The following is a 23693-nucleotide window of genomic DNA, read 5'->3' on the forward strand; positions in this document are numbered from 1 at the left end:
GGACTACGCGCCGAGGAGCCTGCGCACCCGGTCCACGCCCACGGCGAGCAGCAGCGTGGGCAGCCGCGGCCCGGTGTCCCGGCTGACCAGCAGCCGGTAGAGCAGCGCGAAGAAGGACCGCTGGGACGCCTTCAGCTCCGGCGTCGGCTTGGCGTCCGGCTCCAGCCCCTCCATCACCTTCGGCACGCCGTAGACGAGCGTGGTCAGCCCGTCCAGCGACCAGTGCGAGTCGAGCCCTTCCAGCAGCAGCCGCAGCGACTCGCGGCCCTTCTCGTCCAGGGAGCCGAGGAGCTCCTTGTCCGGCTCGTCGCGGACGATGGTGCGGGCCTCGGCCGGGACCTGGCTGGTGATCCAGTTCTCGGCACGGTCGAGCCGGGGCCGTGCCTCGTCGAGCGAGGTCAGAGGGCTCGAAGGGTCGAGCTCGGTCAGGATGCGCAGCGTCTGGTCCTCGGCGCCCGCCGTGATGTCGGCGACCGAGGCGAGCGTGCGGTACGGGAGCGGGCGCGGGGTGCTGGGCAGCTCCCCCGCGGCCGTGCCGACGGCCCGCGCGTAGGCGGCGGCGTCGGCGGGCAGCACCGAACCGTCGGCGACCTTGCGGGCCAGCGAGTCCCACTCGTCGTACAGCCGCTGGATCTCCTGGTCGAAGGCGATCTTGAAGGACTGGTTGGGCCTGCGGCGCGCGTACAGCCAGCGCAGCAGCGGCGCCTCCATGATCTTCAGCGCGTCGGCCGGGGTCGGCACACCGCCCTTGCTGGAGGACATCTTCGCCATGCCGGAGATCCCGACGAACGCGTACATCGGTCCGATCGGCTGGACGCCGTCGAAGACCTCGCGCACGATCTGGCCGCCGACGACGAAGGAGGAGCCGGGCGAGGAGTGGTCCACACCGCTGGGCTCGAAGATCACGCCCTCGTAGGCCCAGCGCATCGGCCAGTCGACCTTCCAGACGAGCTTGCCGCGGTTGAACTCACCGAGGCGGACCGTTTCGGCGAACCCGCAGGCCGAACAGGTGTAGTTCAGCTCGGTCGAGTCGTCGTCGTAGGACGTGACGACGGTGAGGTCCTTCTCGCAGTTGCCGCAGTAGGGCTTGTACGGGAAGTAGCCGGCGGTGCTGCCGCTGCCGTCGTCCTCGTCCGCCGCGCCGGAGCCCTCGGCGGCCTCCAGCTCGGCCTCGTCGACCTTCTTCTGCTGCGGCTTCCTACCGCCCTTGGCGCCCGCGACGCCGTCCTTCTTGGTGCGGTAGCGGTCCAGGACGGCGTCGATGTCGGCGCGGTGCCGCATCGCGTGCAGGATCTGCTCGCGGTACGTCCCCGCCAGGTACTGCTCGGTCTGGCTGATCCCGTCGTACTCCACGCCGAGCTCGTCCAGCGCCTGGGTCATCGCGGCCTTGAAGTGTTCCGCCCAGTTCGGGTACGCGGACCCGGCCGGGGCGGGCACCGAGGTCAGCGGCTTGCCGATGTGCTCGGCCCACGACCCGTCGACGCCCGCGACGCCGTTCGGGACCTTGCGGTAGCGGTCGTAGTCGTCCCAGGAGATCAGGTGGCGCACGGTGTACCCGCGGCGGCGGATCTCGTCGGCGACGAGGTGCGGGGTCATGACCTCGCGGAGGTTGCCCAGGTGGATCGGGCCCGACGGGGAAAGGCCGGACGCGACGACGACCGGTTTGCCAGGCGCACGTCGCTCCGATTCGGCGATGACATCGTCCGCGAAGCGGGAGACCCAGTCGGTCTCGGTGCTGCTCTGACTCGAAGCCACGGTCGGCACGTCCTTCTCTCGTGTAGGACTCATAGGGGCGGGATCCATTCTCCCAGGTACCGACCGCAGCGCGAAAACGGCTTTGCGGCCCGTGGGATACTTGGGCGATCCCTTGTCTCCTACGGAAACGGCAGCCGGCTCATGGCTTCGGTCCCTTCCCTCGCTTCCACGCTCCAGCAGCAGCTGGCGGACGCCCTGACGGCAGCTCTGCCGGATGCCGGCACCGCGGACCCGCTGCTGCGCCGAAGTGACCGGGCCGACTTCCAGGCCAACGGCATCCTCGCGCTCGCCAAGAAGCTCAAGGGCAACCCGCGCGAGCTGGCGGCCCAGGTCACGGCCGCCCTTCCGACGGGTGACCTGATCAAGGACATCGAGGTCTCCGGCCCCGGCTTCCTGAACGTGACGCTCACCGACCGGGCGATCGTCGAGACCCTCGCCGCGCGCGCCGCGGACGGCGACCGGCTCGGCGTCCCGGTGAACGCCGCCGCGGGCACGACGGTCATCGACTACGCCCAGCCGAACGTGGCGAAGGAGATGCACGTCGGCCACCTGCGGTCGGCGGTCATCGGCGACGCCATGGTGCAGATCCTGGAATTCACCGGCGAGAACGTGATCCGGCGCCACCACATCGGCGACTGGGGCACGCAGTTCGGCATGCTCATCCAGTACCTGATCGAGCACCCGGGCGCCCTGGGCCACCAGGAGGGCGGGGCGGCCGACGGCGAGGCCGCGATGTCGTCCCTGAACCGCGTCTACAAGGCCTCGCGGGTCCTCTTCGACGCCGACGAGGAGTTCAAGGCCCGCGCCCGGGACCGGGTGGTGGCCCTCCAGGCCGGTGACCCGGAGACGCTGGCGCTCTGGCAGGGCTTCGTCGACGAGTCGAAGGTCTACTTCTACTCGGTCTTCGACAAGCTCGACGTGGAGGTCCGCGACGCCGACATCGTCGGCGAGTCGGGCTACAACGACATGCTGGAGGAGACCTGCCGGATCCTGGAGGAGACGGGTGTGGCCGTCCGCTCCGAGGGTGCGCTGTGCGTGTTCTTCGACGACGTGAAGGGCCCGGACGGCAACCCGGTCCCGCTGATCGTCAAGAAGACGAACGGCGGCTACGGCTACGCGGCGACGGACCTCTCCGCGATCCGCGACCGGGTCCAGGACCTCAAGGCCGACTCCCTGGTCTACGTGGTCGACGTCCGGCAGTCCCTGCACTTCAAGATGGTCTTCGAGACGGCCCGCCGGGCGGGCTGGCTCAACGAGGACGTCAAGGCCCACCAGCTGGCGTTCGGCACGATCCTGGGCAAGGACGGCAAGCCGTTCAAGACCCGTGAGGGTGTGACGGTCCGGCTGGAGGACCTGCTGGACGAGGCCGTCGAGCGGGCCACCGCGGTCGTCCGGGAGAAGGCCGCGAAGGTGGGCCTGTCCGAGGACGAGATCGTCGAGAACGGCCGGTACGTCGGCGTCGGCGCCGTGAAGTACGCGGACCTGTCGACCTCGGCGGTCCGGGACTACAAGTTCGACCTGGACCAGATGGTGTCGCTGCACGGCGACACGTCGGTGTACCTCCAGTACGCGTACGCCCGTATCCGTTCCATCCTGCGCAAGGCCGGGGACGCGAAGCCGGCCGCGCACCCGGAGCTGGAGCTGGCTGCGGCCGAGCGTGCGCTGGGTCTGCACCTGGACCAGTTCGGCGAGGTCCTGGCCGAGGTGGCGTCGGCGTACGAGCCGCACAAGCTGGCCGCGTACCTCTACCAGCTCGCCTCGCACCTCACCACGTTCTACGACCAGTGCCAGGTGCTCAGCGACGAGAACCCGGCGGAGGTCGTCGAGAACCGGCTGTTCCTCGTCGAGCTCACCGCCCGCACCCTGCACCAGGGCATGGCGCTCCTCGGCATCAGGACGCCCGAGCGCCTCTGACCGCGTCGCGGCGGACCAAAGGCCCGGCACCCCTTCACGGAGTGCCGGGCCTCCGCGTTCCTGCACACCGCCCCGTCTCGTTGCGGCCGTCCCGGCGCCCATCCCGACACGTCGGCCAGCCGGCCCCGCCACAGCGGCAGATGCAGGGCGCCCGCACCGCCGAGGACGAGTGTGACGTCCCTGAGATGGATCCAGCGCGGCAGCTGCCCCGCGCCCTCACCCGCGACCAGTTCCCGGATCCCCTGGTCCACCGTCTCGGGGAACTCCGCGATCAGGTTGGCGCCCTCGCCCTCGACCTGGCGCAGACTCCTCGCCCAGTCGGCCTTCCACGCCTCGTGACCGATCACGTCTCCGTGCAGCACACCGCCGGTGAGGGTGAGGGTGATCGGCAGGCTCGACCGCAGCTCTCTGTCCAGCAGCTGGATCAGCAACTGCAGATCGGGCACGGCTCCGTGACCACCGCGGGCGCTTCCGGTGATGCCTGGACTGCCTCGCTCATGGCGTGCTCCCTTCACCCGACGGACCGCAGGTGAAGGCCCGTACGCCCCCGGCCGGGCCGGCCACACCCGGAACAGGGCCCGCACGTCCTTCCGGCCGAAGCCGGCCGGACCGCGCGCCACCGGCACGATCGCGCCTCCCGCCCGGTCAGTACTCGGCTTCCACCCACTCCGCCCTGTCCCTCCAGTAGAGGTACTGCGGCCTCCCCGAGATGCTGCTCGTACGGAACGGCTCGCCGTCGTCGTCGACGCGCAGGGTCCCGCTCCGGTCGCCGCTGCTCCACTCCAGCTCCAGGTACCAGGTCACGTCGTGTCCCTCCACGTGCGCGTCGAGGTTGAACACCTCCACGTCGGTGGAACTCACCCGGTACGGGAAGTCCTTGGCCGGGACGACGGCACCGCCGCCCTGCCCCGCGACCGGCTGCGTGTGGGGCTGGCCGTCGTCCAGGTCGATGTCGAAGGACTGCGGGGTGATACCGCTCCCGCAGCCCTCCCCCATCGAGTACGCGGCCCAGGCGAGCGCCGGTTCACGCGACACGACCCGCACGTGCAGCCCCTTGAGCACGACCGCTTCCCGCGACGCCCCCTGGAGGGTGAGTTCGAGCATCATGTCGCCCCCGTCCACACCGCCGAGCGCCTTCGCCCAACCGCGGCTTTCCTGAGGATCGGTCGGCGGCGGCGGCACGGTGCCGGGCTCGCCGTCGAGCAGGTAGTACTGCCCGCACGGTGCCTCCCAGTTGTACGAGCTGATGACGGCACTCACGGGGGTGCCCCGGTCGTCCGCCCCGCCGCCCTGCCGTGCCGGTGCGCCCGCGGTGGCGGAGGGCTCGGCGGTGGCGCTGCCGCCGGCCGACGGGGAGGCCGACCGGCTCGGCTTCGCGGATGGGCTGCCGCTGCTCGGGCGAGGACTCGGGCTCACGCTCGACGCGGCCGTTCCGGTGGCCGCGTCGGCACGTCCGCCGCCGGACCCGTCGTCGTCCGTGAGGCCACGGACGGCCAGGGCGCCGGGCACGGTGAGCGCGACGACGGCCGCCGCGGCGAGCAGGACGCGCAACCGCCGGGAGGGCCGCCGCGGGGCAGCGAGCCCACCGGCGGTAGGACCGGCCACCTCAAGCGGCGTAACGTCCGCGCCTCCCGGCTCCGGCTCCGGAGTCGTCCGGGGCTCCGGCTGGGGTTCCGGGGCCCCGTCCCCCGCCGGAACCGATCGCCCGGGATCCGCCGCGACGGTCACCTCAGGCTTCCGCGCCCCCCGCCGCTTCGCCTCGTCGGCGAGGATCCACTTCCGGTGCAGCCCGACCAACTCGTCCGCCGACGCCCCGCACACCCGGGCGAAGCGCTCGACGGGCGCGTAGTCGTGCGGAACCGCGTCGCCGTTGCAGTACCGGTGGACGGTCGACGTACTCATGTGCAGCTTCCGGGCAAGCACTCCGTAACTCAGCCCGGAACGCTCCTTGAGCCCACTGAGCTCTGCCGCGAAGTCCTGGATCTCCGTACCCACCCCGACCGTTCCTCCCTTTGATCCATCCCGGGAAAGCGTTCCAGGGAGGGCATGTTTCCCCAGGTCAGGGGGCATTCAACCGTTCCGGCGTCCCGTGTCACCCGGCAGCCGTTGCCACCGGAATCCGCCGCCGCACAAGATGTGGACACACCGCTGAACGCAGCCTTCGTCCACCTCGGGAGACGCAGTGCGTACCCGCTTCGAACTGAGCCTCACGGACGCCGTCGCCACAGGAGTGCTGATCGCTTCCACGGCGACCTTCATCACCCTCCTGTGTCACCTCTGACCACTCGTCATTGTCCAGTACACCGAGCACCACCCGGCGCGCCAACGCGGCGCCCCGAGCACGACTGATCTTCCGAAGACCTTCTGAACGCCTTTCCGAACGGGGAGAACCACCTCATGCGTAACCGTCACTTCCGCCGCGTCGCCCGCACTTCCGTCCTCGGCACCGCCGCCCTCCTGACCGCGCTCACCCTGACCGCCTGCCAGGAGGACGGCTCGGCGGCTGCGGGCGCCTCCACCCCGGCACCCGCCGCCCCGTCCGAGCAGCCGGCGGACAGCACGAAGGCACCCACGGACGGCCAGGGGAAGGACCCCAAGGGCTCCGCTCCGGGCTCGGGTTCGACCGCCGAGCCCGCCGCGCAGAAGCCGAAGGACACCGGCACCGACAACGGCCCCGTCACCCTCGCGTGCGACGGCGGGAACACCAAGGTGACGCTCACGGCCGTGCCCCGGCCCGTCAACCACATGCTGCTCACCGTGACCAACTCCGGCTCCAGGGCGTGCAACGCCTACTCCTACCCGTTCCTCAAGTTCGGCGAGGCGCAGTCGGCCCCCCAGGTCTTCGAGGAGAGCAAGCCGCAGGCCGTCGTCACCCTCAACCCCGGCCAGTCCGCCTACGCCGCCGTCATGACCTCCTCCGCCGACGGCAGCGGCACGAACGGCTACTCCACCAAGGACCTGACCGTCAGCTTCCAGGGCCGCGAAGGCTCCGGCTCCAGCGGCCCGTCGACGACCGTCCCGCTCACCAAGCCCGTCTACGTGGACAGCACCCTCACGGTCACCTACTGGCAGACGGACATGACCGACGCCCTCACGTACTGACACCCACCGTTCAATGTGAGGCAAGGGACAGGGAATTCGGGCATATCGCCCGCATTCCCGTCCCTTGCCTCACACTCACGATCAGGGGGGTGTGTGTCAGTGGGGGGTTCTAGAGTCGGGGGCATGGTTGCGCTTCCTAATCCCCTGCCGCTGTTGGACCTTCCGCCGGGCACGTTGGTGGACACCACTAACGATGAGCCGTGGCACGAGCCTCTGCTCTGGTACGCCGACGAGCCGGCGCAGCCGGGAGACTGGGCCCGGCTGCGGGCGACCGGGCGGCCGCTCGGCCTGCTCCCGGTGCTGGTGGACGGCGGGCGGCGTGACCAGTGGCCCGAGGAGTGGGACCTCAACCCGGGCGAGACCTCGTATCCGGGTGACCACGACGCGGAGGACGTCCTCGCCGAGTACTGGGGGGACTACGCCCCCGACGAGCTGGAGGACGCGGCCGAGTGGCCCGGCCTGGCGCCCACCCCGTCCGCGAGCTCGTCCGAGACCCCGGACGAGCTCGCCGCGGAGATAGCCGACCAGCTCACGGAGGGCGCGCGGACGGCGCTCGTGCCCGCCCGGCGCAGCGCGGACATCCCGGCGGCGATCGGCTGGTCGGGCCCGCTCAACTACGAGAACGACGTGGCCCGGCTCTGTACGGTGCTGCGCTCCTGGGAGGACCGCTTCGACATCCGGGTCGTGGCGCTCGGCTTCGACACCCTGACTGTGTCCGTGGGACGGCCTCCCACCACCCTGGCGGAGGCGCGGGCCCTGGCCGCCGAGCACTTCGCGTTCTGCCCGGACAACATCCACGCGGCCCCCGGGGACGGCCTGGACGTCTATGCGGAGAAGCACCTCCTGGGTCAGGAGACGTGGTCGTTCTGGTGGGACTGAGCAGGAGCGCTCATGTGCCCGGCCGGCCACCCCGGTTGACTCGTACACATGCCCGACGACTTGCCCTGCTCGATTCCCGTAGCCCGCACGCCTGGATCGCACCGCTGCTCTCGACGCTCGTCACCCTTCCCGGCAGCGGGCGCGGCCCTGTTCTTCGGTGCGCTCTCCCCCATGGCCTGCGACTCCTGCAACGGTGCCGCCGCCGACCGCTCCACCGACTCGTTCGAAGCGGGCTGGGGCGTCCTCTGCGTCGGCCTGCTGCTGTCACTGGTCGTGCTGGTGGCGAGCTGGGTGCTGCCGTGGCGTCAACGGCGGGACCCGGCCCGTCTGTTGCTCGCGTGGGCCGCGCCCGGTTTCGTGCTGTGCGCGTCCGTCGCGTTCATGGGCCTCGTCGACCGGCCCTGAGCGGGGCGGGTCAGGGCGCTTCGACCGCCCGGCCCCTCAGAGGAAACGCGAACTCGCCACCGGCCCCGGGGAACGCAGCCGGGCCCGGTCGCCCCGGAGCCAGGTGCCGCGTACCGCCGAGGCGAAGTCCGTGAGCACGTCGAGGGGGTCGGCGGGCGACTGCCCGTCCCCCTCGTCCGGTACCGGGTCGGCGCCCATGATGTCCGCGGCGATCTCCGCCTCCGGCCGCTCGTCGGCCGCCCCGCGCTCCATGCCGCCGTCGGCGCCCTGCCGGAGGATCTCGCCCCACGGGGGCACGACCGACTGGTGGAGCAGCGTGACGCTGTCGGCGGCGACGACCGGCGGGTCGGTCCAGCAGCTCGCGTGCTCGTGCAGCACCTGGCCCGGCACCCGGCGCAGGAGCTGCCCGAGCAGTTCGGGACCCTGAGCGGTGCGCGCGGTGTCGTCCAGGTCGTAGGCGATCACGACGGTGTCCTCGCGGTCGGCGTCGAAGGGCACCGAGGGGAGGCCCAGCACCTCTGCGGCGGCCAGGCCCAGGATCCGGCTCCCCCGGTCCGGCAGGAGGGACACCGAACGCGGGTGCGCCCCGGTGGCCTCCAGCACCGCCCGGAGCCGCGACAGTCCCTGCAGGCACTGGTCGTGGGAGTCCTGGAACCAGGCGTACCGGCCGGTCATCCCGGCGTCGAAGCCGTGCGGGGAGAGCGTACCCAGCAGGGTGCCGCCCATGACGTACTGCCAGCCCCGCAGATCGAGGTGGTCCAGTGGGCTCACCCGCCCGGCGCTCGACGCCCGTTCCAGGACCCGGTTCTGCCGGTCCCGTGCCCCCAGCCATGTGGGGTCGGGGGCGGTCAGGCCGGTGTGATGACGGCGGGCCAGTTCCAGGTCTCCCGCCAGGACGGCGTTGTGGACGAGGAGGTAGCGGTCGGGCCAGTCGGCGAGACCGTCCTCGTGTCCCAGCAGGGCATCGGCGGCCTCCCGGTGGCGCCCCTCGCCCTCGTACGCGGAAACCAGCTCGCGCAGCACCCCCGCGGAACCCGGCTGCAGGCGCACCGCCTCACGCAGGGCGGGTATCGCCAGGTAGGACACCCCTCGCTCCACACAGGCGTAGCCGTAGTCGTAGAGCGGCCGCACCCGGTCGGGGTGTGCGGCCAACGCCTCGGCGGCCTTCCTCAGGTCGTCGAACCCCGCCGCCTCCGCGGCCCGGGCGACGACGGCCGCGACCTGTGCGCGCGGAGCCTCCGGAACCGCCCGCAGCTCCCGCAGCGCGCCCGGGACGTCACCTTCGCCGAGACGGTCCCAGGCCGCGGACAGTTCGGGGGACGGGGAACGGCGATTCCTGCGTGAGAACATGCGGACGATCTTCGCCGCAAGCGGGGCCGCGTTCAATCGAATTGATCACCGGTGGCCGGCCGCGGGACAGGAGGGGTGCCCGTCCGACGCGGCCGGTACGGTCGTCAGGGCCTCAGCGCCCCAGCCGCCGCGCGACCTCCGTCGCCCAGTACGTCAGGATGATCTGCGCTCCGGCCCGCCGGATGCCCGTCAGACTCTCCAGGATCGCCGCGTCCCGGTCGATCCAGCCCTTCTCCGCGGCGGCCTCGATCATCGCGTACTCACCGCTGATCTGGTACGCCGCGACCGGCACGTCCACCGACGCGGCGACCTTGGCCAGGATGTCCAGGTACGGTCCGGCGGGCTTGACCATGACCATGTCGGCGCCCTCCTCCAGGTCGAGCGCCAGTTCACGCATCGACTCGCGGATGTTCGCCGGGTCCTGCTGGTACGTCTTGCGGTCGCCCCTGAGCGAGGAGCCCACCGCCTCACGGAACGGACCGTAGAACGCGGAGGAGTACTTCGCGGTGTACGCGAGGATCGACACGTCCTCGTGCCCGGCCTGGTCCAGCGCGTCGCGGATCACCCCGACCTGGCCGTCCATCATGCCGCTGGGGCCCACCGCATGGGCGCCCGCGTCGGCCTGCACCTGGGCCATCTCGGCGTACCGCTCCAGCGTGGCGTCGTTGTCGACGCGGCCGTCCTCGGTCAGCACCCCGCAGTGGCCGTGGTCGGTGTACTCGTCCAGGCACAGGTCGGACATGATCACGAGGTCGTCGCCCACCTCCTCCCGTACCGCCCGCAGCGCGACCTGGAGGATGCCGTCCGGGTCGGTGCCCGCCGTGCCCCGGGCGTCCTTCTTCTCGTCCGACGGGACACCGAAGAGCATGATCCCGGAGACCCCGGCCGCGACCGCGTCGACCGCGGCCTTCCGCAGGGTGTCCAGGGTGTGCTGCTGCACACCGGGCATCGCCGAGATGGCGACCGGGGCGTCGATGCCCTCACGCACGAACGCGGGCAGGACCAGATTCGCGGGGTCGAGCCGCGTCTCGGCGACCATGCGCCGCATGACGGGCGTCGTCCGCAGCCGCCGGGGCCGCGAGCCGGGGAAGTTTCCGTACACAGTCATCCTTCGAGACTAGACCCGCACACATCACCGATTTACCGACACCCGGGCCGGAAAAAGGAAGCGGGGCCCGGCCGCTTCACGAAGAAGCGGCCGGGCCCCACACATCCGTACCGACCGTCAGGTCGTCGACCGGCGCCGTCTCGCACCCGGACGCCGCTCGCTCGGCCGGGTCACCGGGTCACCGGCCTCCTTCGCCGCGTCCCGGCGCTGCGCGCCGAAGTCCGCCAGCGCCTGGGCCAGCTTGTGGACCGACGGCTCGGGGGACAGGACGTCGACCCGCAGGCCGTGCTCCTCGGCGGTCTTCGCCGTGGCGGGACCGATACACGCGATCACCGTGACGTTGTGCGGCTTGCCCGCGATACCGACCAGGTTGCGGACGGTCGAGGACGAGGTGAAGAGCACCGCGTCGAAACCGCCGCCCTTGATCGCCTCACGGGTGTCGGCGGGCGGCGGCGAGGCGCGGACCGTGCGGTACGCGGTGACGTCGTCGACCTCCCAGCCGAGCTCGATGAGCCCGGCCACCAGGGTCTCCGTGGCGATGTCCGCACGCGGCAGGAACACCCGGTCGATCGGGTCGAAGACCGGGTCGTACGGCGGCCAGTCCTCCAGCAGACCGGCGGCGGACTGCTCACCGGACGGCACGAGATCCGGCTTCACACCGAAGTCGATCAGCGCGGCGGCCGTCTGCTCACCGACGGCCGCGACCTTGATCCCGGCGAAGGCACGGGCGTCGAGCCCGTACTCCTCGAACTTCTCCCGCACGGCCTTGACCGCGTTCACCGAGGTGAAGGCGATCCACTCGTACCGGCCCGTGACCAGGCCCTTGACCGCCCGCTCCATCTGCTGGGGCGTCCGCGGCGGCTCGACGGCGATCGTCGGGACCTCGTGCGGCACCGCACCGTAGGAACGCAGCTGGTCGGAGAGCGACGCCGCCTGCTCCTTCGTACGCGGCACGAGCACCTTCCAGCCGAACAGCGGCTTGGACTCGAACCACGACAGCTGGTCACGCTGGGCGGCAGAGCTGCGCTCCCCGACCACGGCTATGACGGACCGGTGCCCGTCCGGCGACGGGAGGACCTTGGCCTGCTTCAGGACCTGGGCGATCGTCCCGAGGGTCGCCGTCCAGGTGCGCTGGCGCGTCGTCGTACCCGCGATCGTCACCGTCAGCGGGGTGTCGGGCTTGCGGCCCGCCGAGACCAGCTCCCCGGCGGCCGCGGCCACCGAGTCGAGCGACGTGGACACGACGGCCGTCGCGTCGCTCGCGCCGACCTCCGCCCAGCAGCGGTCCGAGGCGGTACGCGCGTCGACGAAGCGCACATCGGCGCCCTGCGCGTCACGCAGCGGCACACCGGCGTACGCCGGTACACCGACGGCGTTCGCGATGCCGGGGACTACTTCGAAGGGCACACCGGCGGCGGCGCAGGCGAGCATCTCCGCGCCCGTGTCGCCGTCCAGACCGGGGTCCCCCGTGACGGCACGGACCACCCGCCTGCCACCCTTCGCTGCCTCCATGACAAGATTGGCGGCGTCCCTGAGAACGGGTACTCCGGCGGCTGTTGACGACACGTCAACAACCGTCATCTCAGGCGTGCTTACCCCTGCCCGCGCATGGCAGCGGACGACGTCGAGAACGTCGGGCTCGGCCACAAGAACGTCCGCGCTCGCGAGCGCCTCGACAGCGCGCAGAGTCAGCAGTCCCGGGTCGCCGGGACCGGCGCCGAGGAAGGTGACGTGCCCTGAGGACAGGACAGGGAAGTCGGATACGACGGGGCCGGTGGGGCTCAAAGTGCTCGCTCCCCCATAAGACCGGCCGCACCCTTGGCGAGCATCTCGGACGCGAGCTCGCGTCCGAGGGCCACCGCGTCGTCGTGCGACGTGGGAACGGGACCGGTGATGGACAGCTGCACCAGGGAAGTGCCGTCGGTGGAACCGACGACACCGCGCAGGCGCAGTTCGTTGACAGTCTGACCGTCGGCCAGGAGGTCGGCCAGCGCACCCACAGGTGCGGAGCAGCCGGCCTCCAGAGCGGCGAGCAGGGCGCGCTCGGCGGTCACGGCGACCCGGGTGTACGGGTCGTCGAGCTCGGCGAGAGCTGCGGCGAGGTCGGCGCTGGTCGCAGCGCACTCGATCGCCAGTGCTCCCTGGCCGGGAGCAGGCAGGACGGTGTCGACCGACAGGAAATCGGTCACTTCACCGGTCCGGCCAAGACGGCTGAGCCCGGCGGCGGCGAGTACCACCGCGTCCAGCTCGCCGCTCCGTACGAAACCGATACGGGTATCGACGTTGCCCCGGATCGGCACGGTCTCCATGTCGAGTCCGTGCGACCGGGCGTACGAGTTGAGCTGCGCCATGCGGCGCGCCGAACCGGTGCCTATACGGGCGCCGGACGGAAGCTGTTCGAAGGTCAGCCCGTCCCGGGCCACCAGTACGTCGCGCGGGTCCTCGCGCTCCGGTACGGCGGCCAGGACGAGGCCCTCCGGCTGTGCGGTCGGAAGGTCCTTGAGCGAGTGGACCGCGAAGTCCACCTCGCCGCTCAGCAGCGCCTCGCGCAGCGCGGCGACGAACACGCCGGTCCCGCCGATCTGTGAGAGCTGCTCCCGGGAGACGTCCCCGTACGTGGTGATCTCGACGAGCTCGACGGCGCGCCCGGTCACCTCACGGACCGCGTCGGCGACCATGCCGGACTGCGCCATGGCCAGCTTGCTGCGCCGGGTGCCGAGCCTGAGCGGCTTCGTGGTCTCCCCGCCCAGGGGTGAGTTGTCGGTCATGACCGCCCTCTATTCGGGTCGTTCAGGTCTGCCCGGGAGACGGCGGCCACCGTCTGCGGGTCGAGGTCGAAGAGTTCCCGCAGCGCGTCCGCGTACCCGGCGCCGCCGGGCTCGCTGGCGAGCTGCTTGACCCGCACGGTGGGCGCGTGCAGGAGCTTGTCGACGACGCGGCGCACGGTCTGCGTGATCTCGGCGCGCTGTTTCTCGTCCAGGTCGGGGAGGCGTCCGTCGAGCCGCGCGATCTCGCCGGCCACCACATCGGCGGCCATGGTGCGCAGGGCGACGACGGTCGGCGTGATGTGGGCGGCACGCTGGGCGGCGCCGAAGGCGGCGACCTCGTCCGCGACGAGGGTGCGCACCTGGTCCACATCGGCGGCCATCGGGGCGTCCGCGGACGCCTCGGCCAGCGACTCGATGTCGACGAGGCGCACACCGTCGATGCGGTGGGCCGCTCCGTCGATGTCGCGGGGCATGGCGAGGTCGAGCAGGTGGAGCCGGGCGGGGCCACGGGAGCGGGCCTGCGCGGGCACGCGCACCGCTGCCTGCGAGGCCGCGGTGGCGGAACCGTTCTCCACCCACGCGGCGTGCTGGTCCAGCGGGTCGGACGCGGCGGCGGGAGCCGTGGACGGCTTCTCCGCGATGTCGAAGTCGACGCCGAGCGCCTCGGCGACGGCCTCCGCGGTAAGGACGAGCCCGGTGGCGCCGGTACAGGAGACGACGACGTCTGCACGTGTCAGTTCGTCCGCCACGGCGGCCATGTCCACCGCGCGGGCCGTGACCTGGCCGCCCTGGCCGAGGATCTCGGCGAGCCGGTCGGCACGGGCCCGGGTCCGGTTGGCGACGACGATCTCGGCGACCCCGGCACGGGCCAGCGTGGCGGCGGCGAGCGAGGACATCGAGCCCGCGCCGATCACCAGGGCACGCTTGCCCGCGGCCCACCCGGTGACCTCGGTGCCGTCGGCGAGCTGCTCGAGGCCGAAGGTGACGAGCGACTGCCCGGCCCGGTCGATCCCGGTCTCGCTGTGGGCGCGCTTGCCGACCCGCAGGGACTGCTGGAAGAGGTCGTTCAGCAGGCGTCCGGCGGTATGCAGGTCCTGCCCCAGCGCGAGCGCGTCCTTGATCTGGCCGAGGATCTGGCCCTCGCCCACGACCATCGAGTCCAGTCCACAGGCCACCGAGAAGAGGTGGTGGACGGCGCGGTCCTCGTAGTGCACGTAGAGATAGGGGGTGAGCTCGTCCAGGCCGACCCCGCTGTGCTGCGCGAGCAGCGTGGAGAGCTCGGCGACACCCGCGTGGAACTTGTCCACGTCCGCGTACAGCTCGATGCGGTTGCAGGTGGCCAGCACGGCGCCCTCGGTCGCGGGTTCCGCGGCGAGGGTGTCCTGCAGCAGCTTCGTCTGGGTCTCGGGCGCCAGCGACGCCCGCTCCAGCACGGAGACGGGGGCGCTGCGGTGGCTCAGTCCTACGACCAGGAGGCTCATGCCGGCATCACGGCGGGCATGTCCCCGTCGGGTCCCTTCCGGTTCACGGGGGTGGCGCGCATGGGCGGCGCCTGGTCCTCGTCGGGGTCCTCGACCGCGGTGCCGTCGGCTGCGGCTTCCTCGCCGGCCTTGCGCTGCTCGTGGAAGGCGAGGATCTGGAGCTCGATGGAGAGGTCGACCTTGCGCACGTCCACACCGTCGGGCACGGAGAGCACCGTCGGGGCGAAGTTCAGGATGGAGGTCACACCGGCGGCCACGAGCCGGTCGCAGACCTGCTGGGCCGCTCCGGGCGGGGTGGTGATGACGCCGATGGACACACCGTTGTCGCTGATGATCCGGTCCAGGTCGTCGGTGTGCTGGACGGCGATCCCGGCGACGGGCGTACCCGCCATGGCGGGGTCCGCGTCGATCAGGGCGGCGACCCGGAAACCACGGGAGGCGAAGCCGCCGTAGTTGGCGAGCGCGGCGCCGAGGTTACCGATGCCGACGATGGCGACCGGCCAGTCCTGGGTGAGGCCGAGTTCGCGGGAGATCTGGTAGACGAGATATTCGACGTCGTACCCGACACCACGCGTGCCGTAGGAACCCAGGTAGCTGAAGTCCTTGCGCAGCTTCGCGGAGTTGACCCCCGCCGCGGCGGCGAGTTCCTCGGAGGAGACCGTGGGAACCGAACGCTCGGAGAGCGCCGTCAGTGCGCGTAGATACAGCGGAAGCCGGGCGACGGTGGCCTCGGGAATTCCTCGGCTACGGGTCGCCGGTCGGTGAGTTCGGCCAGTTGCCACGGTGCTCCTGCGGGATGAGCGGGGCTGCAGGCGGCCGTATGTCCAAGGACCGCCCCGTCGACAGCAGGCTATGTCTTTGTGAACGCGTGCACAAAGATAGTGTCCGTTTTGTCTGGTCAAAGTGACCGGGGTCACGCATATTCCATGCGGGATCCCGGAACCCGGGACCGCATAGGCCCGTTGCAGGCCCGAAAGGGGCACAGCGGCACACTCTCCTCATGTCCACGCCCCCGAGACCACTCAAAACGCCCACGATGTTAACCGGGTTTCACCAAGTAAGCCCCCTCACGTACCCAGAGCCGTACGCAGCCTCGCCGGGTCCACCCGCCAGAACGTGTGCTGTTCGTCATCGATCAGGACCACCGGGATCTGCTCCCAGTACTCCTTGTACAGCTCCTCGTCCCGCGTGATGTCCTTCTCCACCCAGGACGCGCCGGCCTCCTCGCAGACCGCGCGCACCACCTGCCTGGCGTCGTCGCACAGGTGGCAGCCGGGCTTCCCCACGAGGGTCACCACCCGGTCGGCGGGCTTCTTCTTCGCACGACGCAGCAAGGCACTCATACCCTCATTCTGCGCCTCTCGCGGAGTCACCCGATTAACACGCCGGTCCCGGAGAGTTCACACCGACGCATCCCGCCCGGTCGGGAACGGCCGAACAGAATCGCTATGGTTACGGCATGGCCGCTCCTGGATGGCTCACACCCCGTAGGCGCCCCGCGACAGCACGGAGCGTGCTGGCAGGCGAGGCCGCCGCCGAGGCCGCGCGGAAGTCGGCGCTTCCCGCCGACGAGTCCTCTCTTCCCGCCGACGCCGCGGAGCTGCTGACCGCGGCCGAGGAGGCCGGGGAGCCCGCGTTCCCCGTGGCGGGGGACGACCGGGCCGCCGCCTTCTTCGACCTCGACAACACCGTGATGCAGGGCGCCGCGATCTTCCACTTCGGCCGGGGCCTGTACAAGCGGAAGTTCTTCCAGCGCCGCGAGCTGACCCGGTTCGCCTGGCAGCAGGCGTGGTTCCGGCTGGCCGGTGTCGAGGATCCCGAACACATGCAGGACGCCCGCGACAGCGCTCTGTCCATCGTCAAGGGCCACCGTGTCTCCGAGCTGATGTCCATCGGCGAGGAGATCTACGACGAGTACATGGCCGACCGCATCTGGCCCGGCACCCGCGCCCTGGCGCAGGCCCACCTCGACGCGGGCCAGAAGGTCTGGCTGGTCACCGCCGCACCGGTGGAGACCGCCACGATCATCGCCCGACGCCTGGGCCTGACCGGCGCGCTGGGCACGGTCGCCGAGTCGGTCGACGGCGTCTACACCGGCCGCCTGGTCGGCGAACCCCTGCACGGCCCGGCGAAGGCCGAGGCGGTACGCGCGCTGGCGGCGGCGGAGGGCCTCGACCTGGAGCGCTGCGCGGCGTACAGCGACTCGCACAACGACATCCCGATGCTGTCCCTGGTCGGCCACCCGTACGCGATCAACCCGGACACCAAGCTGCGCAAGCACGCCCGCGCCCTGGACTGGCGGCTGCGCGACTACCGCACCGGCCGCAAGGCGGCCAAGGTCGGCATCCCGGCCGCGGCCGGAGTCGGGGCTCTGGCCGGCGGCACCGCCGCGGCGGTCGCCCTCCACCGCCGCCGCCGCTGACCCCGCGGCGACCCCGCACGGGCCTCCCCGGCGCGTCGGGCAGCCGTGTGCCGTGCCGCCCGACGCGCGCGTCCACCACCCGCTCCGGCCCGTACGCCCCCAGCCCGGAGGGGCCGGACACCTCCCGGGCCACGCCCGAGGACGTACCGCCGATCGGGACGGCCCGGCCGCCGCGGCCACCCATCGCTCCGGCCAGTCGCGTTGCGTACCGGCGAGCACAACCCGTCGCCCCTGCAGGCAGATCACGAAGTAATTCGATCAATAAACGATCACGATATGCCACCCGAACCGTCACTTAGAGGTTATGGAAGCGACGTAATCGGTGATTTGAGCAACTGGGTGTAGCACCGCCTGTACGAAGCGTTATTCTCCTCAGACGCATCAGGAACCCGTTACCCGCTACCACGAGTGACGGTCTTCGAACTGCACGTGATGGAAGCTCTGCCTCTGGGAGTCCCGTGTACCCACACGTCGGGGTTGACACCTCGGGCCTGGCTACGCTGCGCGCAACGGTCCTCGACCACTTGCGCGGCTTCGTCCCCACCGCGTACGCCGTACCCGCATTTGCCACCCCTGTACCTGCCGGCCCTTGCTATGCGCTGGCCGAACGCGGCGCGGCGGTCGGAAGACGCAGCAGCCGCAGCGCCACGACCACGTCAGCCGTTCGCCGGCCGACAGCCGACAGCGACAGCGCGCGCATGATGGATCTCGTCGAGCGCGCACAAGCCGGTGAGGCCGAGGCCTTCGGCCGCCTGTACGACCAGTACAGCGACACCGTGTACCGGTACATCTACTACCGCGTGGGAGGGAAGGCGACAGCGGAGGACCTCACCAGCGAGACCTTCCTCCGTGCGCTCCGCCGCATCTCCACCTTCACCTGGCAGGGCCGCGACTTCGGCGCCTGGCTGGTCACCATCGCCCGGAATCTGGTCGCCGACCACTTCAAGTCCAGTCGCTTCCGACTGGAAGTGACCACCGGCGAGATGCTCGACGCCAACGAGGTCGCGCGCAGTCCCGAGGACTCCGTCCTGGAGTCCCTCTCCAACGCCGCGCTCCTCCAGGCCGTGCGCCGGCTCAATCCACAACAGCAGGAGTGCGTCACCCTGAGATTCCTGCAGGGCCTCTCGGTCGCCGAGACCGCCCGCGTCATGGGCAAGAACGAGGGCGCGATCAAGACCTTGCAGTACCGCGCCGTCCGGACGCTCGCCCGGCTCCTGCCCGACGACGCCCGCTGACGCCCCCACCGCCCACCGATGTCACCGTTCGTGACGTGTTCGTGACACACTGTCGGATCATCGGTCGTCCGTAACCCAACTGCCGCGCCACTCGTTGTGCCGGATGCAGGCCCCCTGTCGCCCCACCTGACCGCATTCACACTCGCTCGATCGTGTGGAAACGCGTCCGGTGGGCAACCTTCCGGACCCTCAGGGGAGTCGACCGTCATGACGAGAGGAGGTGCCGCCAGTGATCGCAAACGTTTCGGCACACCGGCGGGCGAACGCCTTCGCCCAGGCCCTGGAGGAGCAGTCGCCCCAGGGTGCGGCGGCCGTACAGCCCGAGGAACCGGCCGAACAGGCCGACCACGGAACGCTGTTGGCCCTGGCGAACGGCCTCGGTGAGCTACCGAGGCCGCAATTGGATCCCGAGGTCAAAGTGGTGCAACGAGCGCAGCTCGTCGCGGCCATGGAGACCCTGTTCGCCGAAGGCGGTGTGTCCACGGGCCCTACGGTGCCCGAACAACGGAGCAAGGGGGCCCACCGGGCCTCCCCGCTCCGGAAATTGCGCCCACGCTCCCGCTGGGCGAAGGGCCTCACCGCGGGCGGACTCACGGTCGGTGTGGCCGCGGGAGCCTTCGGCGGAGTGGCCGCTGCCAGTTCCGACGCCCTGCCGGGTGATTCCCTGTACGGGCTCAAGCGCGGCATGGAGGACATCAACCTCGGCATGGCCGACGGCGATGCCGACCGGGGCGAGGTCTACCTCGACCAGGCGTCGACCCGGCTCAGCGAGGCCCGTCGCCTGATGGAGCGGGACCGCGCCGGCGAGCTCGACCACGAGTCGCTCGGCGAGGTCAGGCGCGCACTCAACGGCATGACGCACGACGCCACCGAGGGCCACCGCCTGCTCCACGCCGCCTATCAGCGGGACGGCTCCCTGGGGCCGATCCGGACTCTGGACTCCTTCTCGCGCTCGCACCGCGCGAGCTGGAGCAGCCTGCGGGACCGGCTGCCCGTCCAGCTGACCGACATCGGTGACAAGGTCAGTTCCGTCTTCGACGCCATGGACCAGGAGGTCGCCCCGCTGCAGTCCCTGTTCCCCCGCACCCCGGGCACCGGCGGGGACGCGAAGCGGTCCCGCTCCGCCCACGAGGACAACGGCCCTTCCGGTACGGACGAGGCGGCGCCCTCGGCGTCGCAGGCTCCGGGCTCCGGCCCGGACGACAGCACCTCGCCGGAGCCGTCATCGTCCAGCAGCACGGCCGACGGCCTCCTCGGCGGCGGTACGGACGGCCTGCTGGACGGCCTCCCGACGAACGGCACCACGCCGTCCGCCCCGGGCGGCGGCACCCCGGGCGTGTCCCCGGCGCCGGACGTGACCCTGCCTCCGCTGCTTCCCGGGCTGCTTCCCGGCCTCGGCATCGACAGCGAGGACGTGGAGCCGTAGCCGAAGCACGTGAAGAGGGGGCCGTCGTGTTCGGACGGCCCCCTCTTCACGTGCCTGATCGGGGCTCAGAGGGTCAGAAGAAGACCGACCGGCGCTGCACCAGCAGCTTGTACAGCGTGTGCTGGATCTGCTCCCGCACCTGGTCCGTCAGGTTGAACATCAGCATCGGGTCCTCCGCCGCCTCCGGCGGGTACCCGTCCGTCGGGATCGGCTCCCCGAACTGGATGGTCCACTTCGTCGGGAGCGGCACCGCGCCCAGCGGGCCCAGCCACGGGAACGTCGGCGTGATCGGGAAGTACGGGATGCCCAGGACCCGCGCCAGTGTCTTCGAGTTGCCGATCATCGGGTAGATCTCCTCGGCGCCCACGATCGAGCACGGCACGATCGGCACCCCGGCCCGCAGCGCCGTCGACACGAACCCGCCCCGCCCGAAGCGCTGCAGTTTGTACCGCTCGCCGAACGGCTTGCCGATGCCCTTGAAGCCCTCCGGCATCACGCCGACGACCTCGCCGCGCTGCAACAGCCGCTCGGCGTCCTCGGCGCACGCCAGTGTGTGTCCGGCCTTCCTGGCCAGCTCGTTGACCACCGGGAGCATGAAGACCAGATCGGCCGCGAGCAGCCGCAGATGGCGCTCGGCCGGGTGGTTGTCGTGCACCGCGACCTGGAGCATCAGCCCGTCGAGCGGGAGGGTCCCGGAGTGGTTGGCGACGATGAGCGCCCCGCCGTCGGACGGGATGTTCTCGATGCCCTTCACCTCGACCCGGAAGTACTTGTCCGCGAGCGGGCGCAGCAGCGACATGAGGACCTGGTCGGTCAGCTCCTTGTCGTAGCCGAACTCGTCGACGTCGTAGTCGCCCGTGACCCGGCGCCGCAGGAACGCGAGCCCGCCCGCGATCCTCCGGTCCCAGCCACCGCCCCCGGAATCCTCCTGCGGCTCCTGGGGCGGCGTGGCCTCCTGGGCCGCCTCCAGGGGCACCTGCCCGCCCGGGAGGGCGCTCACGGGCGCCTTGCCGGCCGCTGCGGGCACCTGGCCCCGGCCGCCGCCCGGCAGCACGCCTCTGCGCCGCGCCGCGCCGGAGCGCGGACGGTCGTCGTCGAACGGGATCACCTTGGCGTCCGCCATCGTCGGTCGCGCTCCTCTACCTGGCGCCGTCAGTCGTATGTGTCGTACCGGTCCGGCCACGGCCGGGGCCCCCGGCGAGCGGCAGTTCCGCCACCCGGCCGATCGCCCGGCTCACGGTCTCCGGCGGCAGCAGCCCCGGCCCTCTCGCCTTCACGAACTCCTCGAAGGTCTCGGCCGTGGTGAACTGCGGCCGGAATCCCAGTGTCTCGCGCATCTGCACGGTCGAGACGACCCTGCCGTGGGTGAGCAGCCGGATCTGTTCCGGCGAGAAGTCGGTCATGCCGATCGTACGGAGGGCCGAGCCCACCCAGGTGACGGCGGGCAGCAGCACCGGGACGGTCGGCCGGCCCAGCCTCCGCGAGCACTGCGAGAGCAGCAGGACGCCGTCTCCCGCGATGTTGAAGGTGCCGCTGTTCAGCGTGCCTCGCCGCGGTTCCCTGGCGGCGATCTCCAGGACGTCGACGACGTCGTCCTCGTGGACGAACTGCAGTCTGGGGTCGTAGCCGAAGACCGTCGGCAGGACCGGCAGGGACAGGTAGTCGGCGAGCGGCGAATCGGGCTCCGGGCCCAGGATGTTCGCGAACCGCAGCACGCACACGGCCACGTCCGGCCTGCGGCGCGCGAAGCCGCGTACGTACCCCTCGACCTCCACCGCGTCCTTGGCGAAGCCGCCGCTGGGCAGGGACTTGGGCGGGGTCGTCTCGGTGAAGACCGCGGGGTCGCGGGGCGCGGAGCCGTACACGCTCGTACTGGACTTGATCACGAGCCGCTGGACGGTCGGGGACTTCTGGCAGGCGCCGAGCAGTTGCATCGTGCCGATGACGTTGGTCTCCTTGACCGTCGTCCGGCCGCCGGCGCCGAGCGCCTTGCCGGAGACGTCCAGGTGGACGACCGTGTCGACGGAGTGCTCGGCGAGGACCCTGGCGATCGCGGGCTGCCTGATGTCCGCCGGCACGAAGACGGCGTCCCCCAGCTGGTGGGCGGGCGCGACCGCGTCGACGGCGATCACCCGGTCGACACCGGGATCGCGCTGGACGCGGCGCACGAAGCGACCGCCGAGCTGCCGGGCCGCGCCTGTGACGAGCACGATCTTTCCCAAGATCAGCGCCTTCCGTCGTTCGTCGAGCGGGGTCTTCCCCTGGCCGTCACCGTAGTCCCTGGATGTTGCCCTGTGATGACCCCATGGCGTGCTTTACCGAACCGATGGCCGGAAAGGGCGAAGCCGGACACACCGAAGCCCTCCCGCCGGGTCTGGCGGGAGGGCTTCGGATGCACGAACTGCGTTCGCCTACTTCTTGTTGCGACGCTGAACGCGCGTGCGCTTGAGCAGCTTGCGGTGCTTCTTCTTGGCCATCCGCTTGCGCCGCTTCTTAATGACAGAGCCCACGACTACCCTCGCTCACTTCTTCTTCACTGGTGCGGGGCGTCTGGGCCCACACGACCTACGTCGGCCTAGCCTACCCGCCACTGGGTGAGGGGCGTAATCCGAGGGCAAACGTCAGGCCGACTCCACCCCCACGAAGGACTCGCGGAGATACTCGTGAACCGCTTGCTCCGGGACCCGGAAGGACCTTCCCACCCTGATCGCCGGCAGATGACCACTGTGCACCAAGCGGTACACGGTCATCTTCGACACCCTCATGACCGAGGCGACTTCCGCCACGGTCAGAAATTTGACCTCGTTGAGAGGCCTCTCGCTGCCAGCAGCCATGACCCACCTGTACCTTCCGCACGAGACGCGCACCGGCTTCCCCTCCGGTGACTCTTCGTCGTTGTGCGCTCACTCCCCAGATTAGGGGCGGGTGATGCGAGTGGGGAAGAGGTGAGACGATCGGCCGCCTACTGTGACAGACACGCCCGATTGAGTACATACCGAGTAAGCGGCCGGTAGTGATCGGACCGCACCGCGTCATCAAGCGGAACGGCGACGGACACCAGCCCCTCGGCCTCGCCCACGAACAGCGCGGGATCGTCCGTGTCGGCCAGGCCGATGGCCTCGATGCCCAGCTGACCTGCCCCGCAGACCCATCCGTGGTCCCCGATCACCAGCTCCGGCAGCACCCCTCCGGCCTCTGCGGCCCCCTCCAGAACAGCCCGAACCGGCAGCGGCGAGTGGGTGTGCGCGCCGGGCTCACTCCCGGGAGCCCGCACGCCCGGTTCGCGCACCAGCGCGACCCGTCGTACGTAGTCGAGATGGTACGTACGTACGCCGAACCGGGTCGTTATGTCGACACATCGGCCCTGCGCGGGGGTGAGCACCGCGCACCCGGCCGCCGACATGGCGTCTGCCAGCCCGGCGTAGAACCCGAGCAGCCGATGCGGATGACCGGTCCCGAACAGAACCGGAGCCCTTCTTTCGGCGGCACCCGCGAGGCGTTCCGCGAACGCGCACAGACCTGCCAGGGTTCGCTCCGGATCGATCACATCCGGACCTGACACATGACCAGGATCGTCCGACACCCCGCATTTGTCAGCCATCAGGCGCAGCAGATCACGCTCCCCCCAGGGCTGTTCGGGGTCGAGGCCCAGCAGCACGCGCGGATCTCTCGCGGCGAAGAGCCGGTAACTCCGCAGGCTGGTCTCCCGCGGTGTGGCCACGGGTCCGGCCAGCCGGGCCGCCAGCAGATGAGCGCGCAGCGCTCCGGTGCTCAACACCCTCCCGATGCTCCCGCACCGGGACCGTCCTGGGACCGGAACCCGGATTTCGCCCACCGTTGGCGTAACC

The 23693-nt window shown here is 70.9% G+C and carries 21 protein-coding genes and 1 pseudogene; 7 read left to right on the forward strand and 15 right to left on the reverse strand.

The window, feature by feature from the left end; all coding sequences use genetic code 11:
* Positions 1 to 3 precede the first annotated feature (3 nt).
* Positions 4 to 1764 (reverse strand): lysine--tRNA ligase, encoded by a 1761-nt coding sequence (gene lysS, locus OG524_RS15790; RefSeq protein ID WP_405393178.1) that lies wholly within the window; start codon positions 1762 to 1764, stop codon positions 4 to 6.
* 132 nt (positions 1765 to 1896) lie between these two features.
* Between lysS and argS the strand changes: the two genes are divergently transcribed.
* Entirely contained in the window at positions 1897 to 3669 is a 1773-nt protein-coding gene (argS, locus tag OG524_RS15795; protein ID WP_405390179.1) for an arginine--tRNA ligase, read from the forward strand.
* 80 nt (positions 3670 to 3749) lie between these two features.
* On the opposite strand, the pseudogene OG524_RS15800 reads toward argS, so the two are convergent.
* Positions 3750 to 4168 (reverse strand): annotated as a pseudogene (locus tag OG524_RS15800) (hypothetical protein); the annotation flags it as partial.
* A 146-nt stretch (positions 4169 to 4314) separates the two neighbouring features.
* A complete protein-coding gene (locus OG524_RS15805) occupies positions 4315 to 5664 on the reverse strand; it encodes a helix-turn-helix domain-containing protein (protein ID WP_405810720.1) in 1350 nt (449 codons plus the stop codon).
* Between the two features lie 402 nt (positions 5665 to 6066).
* Here OG524_RS15805 and OG524_RS15810 point away from each other — a divergent pair, with 402 nt between their 5' ends.
* The 3 genes from OG524_RS15810 to OG524_RS15820 all read left to right on the forward strand — a co-directional run bounded on the left by OG524_RS15810 (position 6067) and on the right by OG524_RS15820 (position 8055).
* Complete coding sequence (locus OG524_RS15810) at positions 6067 to 6771, forward strand: DUF4232 domain-containing protein (RefSeq protein ID WP_405390177.1); 705 nt, start codon at positions 6067 to 6069, stop codon at positions 6769 to 6771.
* A gap of 123 nt (positions 6772 to 6894) precedes the next feature.
* A complete protein-coding gene (locus OG524_RS15815) occupies positions 6895 to 7650 on the forward strand; it encodes a DUF4253 domain-containing protein (protein WP_405390176.1) in 756 nt (251 codons plus the stop codon).
* A 171-nt stretch (positions 7651 to 7821) separates the two neighbouring features.
* A complete protein-coding gene (locus OG524_RS15820) occupies positions 7822 to 8055 on the forward strand; it encodes a hypothetical protein (protein ID WP_405390175.1) in 234 nt (77 codons plus the stop codon).
* A gap of 36 nt (positions 8056 to 8091) precedes the next feature.
* Here OG524_RS15820 and OG524_RS15825 read toward each other — a convergent pair whose 3' ends face one another.
* From OG524_RS15825 to OG524_RS15855, 7 genes are all read right to left on the reverse strand, one after another.
* Positions 8092 to 9405 carry a hypothetical protein gene (locus OG524_RS15825; RefSeq protein ID WP_405390174.1) on the reverse strand — a complete coding sequence of 438 codons (1314 nt, stop codon included), beginning with the start codon at positions 9403 to 9405 and terminating at the stop codon, positions 8092 to 8094.
* Positions 9406 to 9517: 112 nt separating this feature from the next.
* Complete coding sequence (gene hemB, locus OG524_RS15830) at positions 9518 to 10513, reverse strand: porphobilinogen synthase (RefSeq protein ID WP_405390173.1); 996 nt, start codon at positions 10511 to 10513, stop codon at positions 9518 to 9520.
* Between the two features lie 117 nt (positions 10514 to 10630).
* Positions 10631 to 12298: a uroporphyrinogen-III synthase gene (locus OG524_RS15835; RefSeq protein WP_405390172.1), complete on the reverse strand. Its 1668-nt coding sequence runs from the start codon at positions 12296 to 12298 to the stop codon at positions 10631 to 10633.
* Entirely contained in the window at positions 12295 to 13281 is a 987-nt protein-coding gene (gene hemC / locus OG524_RS15840; protein WP_405390171.1) for a hydroxymethylbilane synthase, read from the reverse strand. The genes OG524_RS15835 and hemC overlap by 4 nt, the downstream gene beginning before the upstream one ends.
* Positions 13278 to 14762 carry a glutamyl-tRNA reductase gene (locus OG524_RS15845; protein WP_405390170.1) on the reverse strand — a complete coding sequence of 495 codons (1485 nt, stop codon included), beginning with the start codon at positions 14760 to 14762 and terminating at the stop codon, positions 13278 to 13280. The genes hemC and OG524_RS15845 overlap by 4 nt, the downstream gene beginning before the upstream one ends.
* The gene (locus tag OG524_RS15850) at positions 14759 to 15544 is read right to left on the reverse strand and encodes a redox-sensing transcriptional repressor Rex (protein ID WP_384500246.1); all 786 of its coding nucleotides are present in this window, start codon (positions 15542 to 15544) and stop codon (positions 14759 to 14761) included. Before OG524_RS15850 ends, OG524_RS15845 begins: the two co-directional genes overlap by 4 nt.
* A 285-nt stretch (positions 15545 to 15829) precedes the next feature.
* The gene (locus OG524_RS15855) at positions 15830 to 16105 is read right to left on the reverse strand and encodes a glutaredoxin family protein (RefSeq protein WP_405390169.1); all 276 of its coding nucleotides are present in this window, start codon (positions 16103 to 16105) and stop codon (positions 15830 to 15832) included.
* Between the two features lie 116 nt (positions 16106 to 16221).
* Between OG524_RS15855 and OG524_RS15860 the strand changes: the two genes are divergently transcribed.
* The 3 genes from OG524_RS15860 (at position 16222) to OG524_RS15870 (ending at position 19845) form a co-directional block, all read left to right on the forward strand.
* Entirely contained in the window at positions 16222 to 17184 is a 963-nt protein-coding gene (locus tag OG524_RS15860; protein WP_405390168.1) for an HAD family hydrolase, read from the forward strand.
* Positions 17185 to 17642: 458 nt separating this feature from the next.
* The gene (locus OG524_RS15865; RefSeq protein WP_405390167.1) at positions 17643 to 18419 is read left to right on the forward strand and encodes an ECF subfamily RNA polymerase sigma factor, BldN family; all 777 of its coding nucleotides are present in this window, start codon (positions 17643 to 17645) and stop codon (positions 18417 to 18419) included.
* A 229-nt stretch (positions 18420 to 18648) separates the two neighbouring features.
* On the forward strand, positions 18649 to 19845 hold the full coding sequence (locus tag OG524_RS15870) for a DUF5667 domain-containing protein (RefSeq protein WP_405810726.1): 1197 nt from the start codon (positions 18649 to 18651) through the stop codon (positions 19843 to 19845).
* Positions 19846 to 19918: 73 nt separating this feature from the next.
* Here OG524_RS15870 and OG524_RS15875 read toward each other — a convergent pair whose 3' ends face one another.
* The 5 genes from OG524_RS15875 to OG524_RS15895 all read right to left on the reverse strand — a co-directional run bounded on the left by OG524_RS15875 (position 19919) and on the right by OG524_RS15895 (position 23623).
* Positions 19919 to 20968, reverse strand: a complete 1050-nt coding sequence (locus OG524_RS15875; RefSeq protein ID WP_405390165.1) for a lysophospholipid acyltransferase family protein — start codon at positions 20966 to 20968, stop codon at positions 19919 to 19921.
* Between the two features lie 16 nt (positions 20969 to 20984).
* Positions 20985 to 22067, reverse strand: a complete 1083-nt coding sequence (locus OG524_RS15880; protein WP_405810728.1) for an NAD-dependent epimerase/dehydratase family protein — start codon at positions 22065 to 22067, stop codon at positions 20985 to 20987.
* A gap of 189 nt (positions 22068 to 22256) precedes the next feature.
* Positions 22257 to 22355, reverse strand: coding sequence for a 30S ribosomal protein bS22 (locus OG524_RS15885; RefSeq protein ID WP_003948845.1), 99 nt, complete (start codon positions 22353 to 22355; stop codon positions 22257 to 22259).
* A gap of 111 nt (positions 22356 to 22466) precedes the next feature.
* Positions 22467 to 22679 (reverse strand): helix-turn-helix domain-containing protein, encoded by a 213-nt coding sequence (locus OG524_RS15890; RefSeq protein WP_014046653.1) that lies wholly within the window; start codon positions 22677 to 22679, stop codon positions 22467 to 22469.
* A gap of 128 nt (positions 22680 to 22807) precedes the next feature.
* Entirely contained in the window at positions 22808 to 23623 is an 816-nt protein-coding gene (locus OG524_RS15895; RefSeq protein ID WP_405390163.1) for a phosphatase, read from the reverse strand.
* Positions 23624 to 23693 lie beyond the last annotated feature (70 nt).

Origin of the sequence: Streptomyces sp. NBC_01520, assembly GCF_045040375.1 — a bacterium.
In the GTDB taxonomy this organism is placed as follows: Bacteria; Actinomycetota; Actinomycetes; order Streptomycetales; family Streptomycetaceae; genus Streptomyces.

Bases quoted from the DNA above. Each gene is read 5' to 3' on its own strand.
- OG524_RS15845 (WP_405390170.1), bottom strand. From the start codon at position 14,762: ATGAGCCTCCTGGTCGTAGGACTGAGCCACCGCAGCGCCCCCGTCTCC.
- OG524_RS15875 (WP_405390165.1), bottom strand. From the start codon at position 20,968: ATGGCGGACGCCAAGGTGATCCCGTTCGACGACGACCGTCCGCGCTCC.
- hemC (WP_405390171.1), bottom strand. From the start codon at position 13,281: ATGACCGACAACTCACCCCTGGGCGGGGAGACCACGAAGCCGCTCAGG.
- OG524_RS15855 (WP_405390169.1), bottom strand. From the start codon at position 16,105: ATGAGTGCCTTGCTGCGTCGTGCGAAGAAGAAGCCCGCCGACCGGGTG.
- OG524_RS15890 (WP_014046653.1), bottom strand. From the start codon at position 22,679: ATGGCTGCTGGCAGCGAGAGGCCTCTCAACGAGGTCAAATTTCTGACC.
- OG524_RS15815 (WP_405390176.1), top strand. From the start codon at position 6,895: ATGGTTGCGCTTCCTAATCCCCTGCCGCTGTTGGACCTTCCGCCGGGC.
- OG524_RS15820 (WP_405390175.1), top strand. From the start codon at position 7,822: ATGGCCTGCGACTCCTGCAACGGTGCCGCCGCCGACCGCTCCACCGAC.
- argS (WP_405390179.1), top strand. From the start codon at position 1,897: ATGGCTTCGGTCCCTTCCCTCGCTTCCACGCTCCAGCAGCAGCTGGCG.
- OG524_RS15810 (WP_405390177.1), top strand. From the start codon at position 6,067: ATGCGTAACCGTCACTTCCGCCGCGTCGCCCGCACTTCCGTCCTCGGC.
- OG524_RS15860 (WP_405390168.1), top strand. From the start codon at position 16,222: ATGGCCGCTCCTGGATGGCTCACACCCCGTAGGCGCCCCGCGACAGCA.
- hemB (WP_405390173.1), bottom strand. From the start codon at position 10,513: ATGACTGTGTACGGAAACTTCCCCGGCTCGCGGCCCCGGCGGCTGCGG.
- OG524_RS15825 (WP_405390174.1), bottom strand. From the start codon at position 9,405: ATGTTCTCACGCAGGAATCGCCGTTCCCCGTCCCCCGAACTGTCCGCG.